The 3,830-nt window shown below is 68.7% G+C and carries 3 protein-coding genes and 2 tRNA genes; 4 read left to right on the top strand and 1 reads right to left on the bottom strand.

The window, feature by feature from the left end:
* Nucleotides 1-126: 126 nt before the first annotated feature.
* A tRNA-Gly gene (locus ACZ4W5_RS25450) sits at nt 127-197 on the bottom strand.
* Nucleotides 198-367: 170 nt separating this feature from the next.
* On the opposite strand from ACZ4W5_RS25450, the gene ACZ4W5_RS25445 reads away from it, so the two are divergent.
* The 4 genes from ACZ4W5_RS25445 to ACZ4W5_RS25430 all read left to right on the top strand — a co-directional run bounded on the left by ACZ4W5_RS25445 (nt 368) and on the right by ACZ4W5_RS25430 (nt 3,736).
* Nucleotides 368-441 (top strand) — tRNA-Pro (locus ACZ4W5_RS25445).
* A gap of 295 nt (nt 442-736) precedes the next feature.
* Complete coding sequence (tig, locus tag ACZ4W5_RS25440; protein WP_360245084.1) at nt 737-2,125, top strand: trigger factor; 1,389 nt, start codon at nt 737-739, stop codon at nt 2,123-2,125.
* 277 nt (nt 2,126-2,402) lie between these two features.
* A complete protein-coding gene (locus ACZ4W5_RS25435; RefSeq protein WP_329931219.1) occupies nt 2,403-3,017 on the top strand; it encodes an ATP-dependent Clp protease proteolytic subunit in 615 nt (204 codons plus the stop codon).
* A 56-nt stretch (nt 3,018-3,073) separates the two neighbouring features.
* Complete coding sequence (locus ACZ4W5_RS25430; RefSeq protein WP_360245081.1) at nt 3,074-3,736, top strand: ATP-dependent Clp protease proteolytic subunit; 663 nt, start codon at nt 3,074-3,076, stop codon at nt 3,734-3,736.
* Nucleotides 3,737-3,830 lie beyond the last annotated feature (94 nt).

Genomic DNA, 3,830 nt, shown 5'->3' with positions numbered 1-3,830 from the left:
CCCCGCCCCCCTTCCCCTCCACCCGCCCCCCCCCCCCGCCCCCCGTCCGTGCTTCTCGATACCCCTCCCCCCCCAGAAACCACCCCCCCCCCTCCCCCCCCGCCCCCCCCCCCCCCGGGCCGGAAGAGCGGGTGACGAGAATCGAACTCGCGTGACTAGTTTGGAAGACTAGGGCTCTACCATTGAGCTACACCCGCGCGAAGCCGCCGACCGTTCCCGGTCGGAAGTTCGGGAGACAGCGTACCCGCTCCGGTCCCTCCCGTGCACACCGCATTCCGCGCACGCCCCCTTCCGCGCCGCTCCCGCCGTGCCCCGAATAAGTCGACGAGCCGTACAGGCCCGGCGTGTACGCTTCCTCTCGGCACCACGGGGTGTGGCGCAGTTTGGTAGCGCGTCCGCTTTGGGAGCGGAAGGCCGTCGGTTCGAATCCGGTCACCCCGACAGTGCGGCAGGGTCTCGCCCACCGGGGCGGGGCCCTGTTCTGTTCGGGCGGTACGGTGGCGCCTGGCGTCCGCCTTTCGTGGTACCGGTAGGATGGGGCGCTGGCGGTAGTCCCTGTGGCGTCAACCCAGGTCAACCGCCCGAGGGCGAGGAGTCAAGCTCACCGTCCACCCACACGGGAGATGCAGCTCCAACCGCCCATCGCCCGTCTCGTCCGACCCACCCGTTCCGGCTCCGGCCGGGCGTGCGGGACGGGCGGAGACAACCTGACCGCAAGCCCCTAGGAGACCTAACCGTGAAGAGCGCCGTCGAGACTCTGAACCCGACCCGGGTTCGACTCACCGTCGAGGTGCCCTTCGAGGAGCTCAAGCCCAGCCTCGACGCGGCGTACAAGAAGATCAACCAGCAGGTCACGGTTCCGGGCTTCCGTAAGGGCAAGATCCCGGCTCGCGTCATCGACCAGCGCTTCGGCCGTGGTGCCGTGCTGGAGGAGGCCGTCAACGACGCCCTGCCGCGCTTCTACACGCAGGCCGTCGACGAGGGCAAGATCGAGGTCCTCGGCCAGCCCGACATCACCAACATCGAGGGTGTCGAGAAGATCGCCGACGGCGGTGACCTGAAGTTCACCGCCGAGGTGGACATCCGTCCGGAGATCACCCTGCCGGAGTTCTCCTCCATCGAGGTGACCGTCGACCCGATCGCCGTCTCCGACGAGGACATCGAGAAGTCCCTCGAGCAGCTGCGCGAGCGCTTCTCCTCGGTCAAGGACGTCGAGCGCGCCGCCGCCGAGGGCGACATCGTGGTCGTCGACCTGATCGCCAAGGTCGACGGCGAGGTGCCGGACGACGGCACCGCCACGGGCGTCAGCTACGAGATCGGCTCGGGCCGCCTCATCGACGGCATCGACGAGGCCGTGCTCGGCCTGTCGGCCGGCGAGGAGAAGACCTTCGAGACCGAGCTCAAGGGTGGCACCCAGGCGGGCAAGACCTCCGAGGTCACCGTCACCGTCAAGGCCGTCCAGGAGAAGGAGCTGCCGGAGCTGGACGACGAGTTCGCCCAGCTGGCCAGCGAGTTCGACACCCTGGAGGACCTGCGTGCCGACTCCCGCAAGCGCCTGGAGCGCATGAAGGAGTACGACCAGGCCACCCAGGCCCAGGAGAAGGTCCTCGACGCCCTGCTCGCGCTGGTTGAGATCGAGTACCCCGAGAAGCTCCTGAAGGACGAGATCGAGACCCGCAAGCACAACCTCGAGCACCACCAGCTCGAGCCGATGGGCCTGAACCTCGACACCTACCTGGAGACCCAGGGCAAGACCCGCGAGGAGTGGGAGGCGGAGATCGAGGAGCAGGCGAAGAAGGGCATCAAGACCCAGTTCGTCCTGGACCAGATCGTCGCCAACGAGGAGCTGGGTGTTAACCAGGAGGAGCTCACCGAGCACCTCATCCGCCGTGCGGCCGGCTCCGGCCTCACCCCGGACCAGTTCGCCCAGCAGGTCGTCCAGGGCGGCCAGGTTCCGCTGCTGGTCGGCGAGGTCGCCCGCGGCAAGGCGCTGGCCACCGTGGTCGAGGCCGCCAAGGTCGTCGACACCGAGGGCAACGAGATCAACTTCGACGACGAGGACGAGACGGCCGAGACCGTCGAGGCCGCCGCCGAGGAGAAGACCGAGGAGAGCACCGAGGCCTGAGTGCCCCGGTAGCCCCCTGAGGCGCTGCAACGGGCCCGGACGCCGTACGGTGTCCGGGCCCGTCGTCGTCCCACCGGACACCCGGGTGCCCCCGCGACCCTGCGCTCACAGCGAACAGTTCTGCGTGAGGGATTCTGCGGCCGGGCCTGCGCGTTAGGGTCCTTGGACAGCAACAATCACGACGTGATACCCGGAAGCTGTGCGACACCGTGACGGCCGCCCGGCGGCCGTCCAAATCGACTGAGCAGGTGGCTAAGTGACGTTCCCGCAGATGCAGATGGGCCCGATGGCGCCGCACGCCGCCTCTGGTGACGTGCTCGGCGGCCTGGGCGACCAGGTCTACAACCGGCTGCTCAACGAGCGGATCATCTTCCTCGGCCAGCAGGTCGACGACGACATCGCCAACAAGATCACCGCGCAGCTGCTGCTGCTGGCCGCGGACCCCGAGAAGGACATCTTCCTCTACATCAACTCCCCGGGCGGCTCGATCTCGGCGGGCATGGCGATCTACGACACCATGCAGTACATCAAGAACGACGTCGTCACCATCGCGATGGGCATGGCCGCCTCGATGGGCCAGTTCCTGCTGACCGCCGGCGCCAAGGGCAAGCGCTTCTCGCTGCCGAACGCCAACATCCTGATGCACCAGCCCTCCGCGGGCCTCGGCGGTTCCGCCACGGACATCCGCATCCAGGCCGAGCAGCTGCTCCGCACCAAGAAGCGGATGTCCGAGCTGATCGCCTTCCACAGCGGCCAGTCCTTCGAGCAGATCACCCGGGACTCCGACCGCGACCGCTGGTTCACCCCCGAGGAGGCCCTGGAGTACGGCCTCATCGACGCGATCATGCACAGCGCCGCGGACGTCCCCGGCGGCGGCGGCACGGGCGCCTGAGCCTCGGCCCGGCCCACGAGACCACAGCCACAACGCCCCGGAGGACAAGAACCCCCATGAACATCCCCAGCCTGTCGGCCGCCCAGGCCCGCGTCGAGGACATGCGCGCCGAGGGTCGCTACATCGTCCCGCGCTTCGTCGAGCGCACCACGCAGGGCATCCGCGAGTACGACCCGTACGCCAAGCTGTTCGAGGAGCGCATCATCTTCCTCGGCTCGCAGGTCGACGACGTCTCGGCGAACGACATCATGGCGCAGCTGCTGTGCCTGGAGTCGATGGACCCGGACCGCGAGATCCAGATGTACATCAACTCGCCCGGCGGCTCGTTCACGGCCCTGACGGCCATCTACGACACCATGCAGTACGTCAAGCCGGACATCACCACGGTCTGCATGGGCCAGGCGGCCTCCGCCGCGGCCGTGCTGCTCGCCGCCGGCACCCCCGGCAAGCGGATGGCGCTGCCGAACGCCCGCATCCTGATCCACCAGCCGTACACCGAGACCGGCCGCGGCCAGGTGTCCGACCTGGAGATCCAGGCCAAGGAGATCTTCCGGATGCGCGAGCAGCTGGAGCAGATGCTCTCCAAGCACTCCAACAGGTCGGTGGAGCAGGTGCGCGAGGACATCGAGCGCGACAAGATCCTGACCGCCGAGGAGGCCGCCGAGTACGGCCTGGTGGACCAGATCATCTCTACCCGCAAGACCTCGCTGACCTCCTGAGGCCGGCACCGGGGGGGGGGGGGGGGGGGGGGGGGGGGGGTGTTCCGCCCACCCATCGTAGGGGGGGGGGCCCAGCGCCGTCTTGTGGCCGGCC

The organism is Kitasatospora sp. NPDC029367 (genome assembly GCF_055569135.1).
This window is presented reverse-complemented; position numbering and strand designations above follow the sequence as displayed.

Coding starts and splice junctions, on each gene's coding strand:
- ACZ4W5_RS25430 (WP_360245081.1), top strand. CDS start 3,074: ATGAACATCCCCAGCCTGTCGGCCGCCCAGGCCCGCGTCGAGGACATG.
- ACZ4W5_RS25435 (WP_329931219.1), top strand. CDS start 2,403: ATGGGCCCGATGGCGCCGCACGCCGCCTCTGGTGACGTGCTCGGCGGC.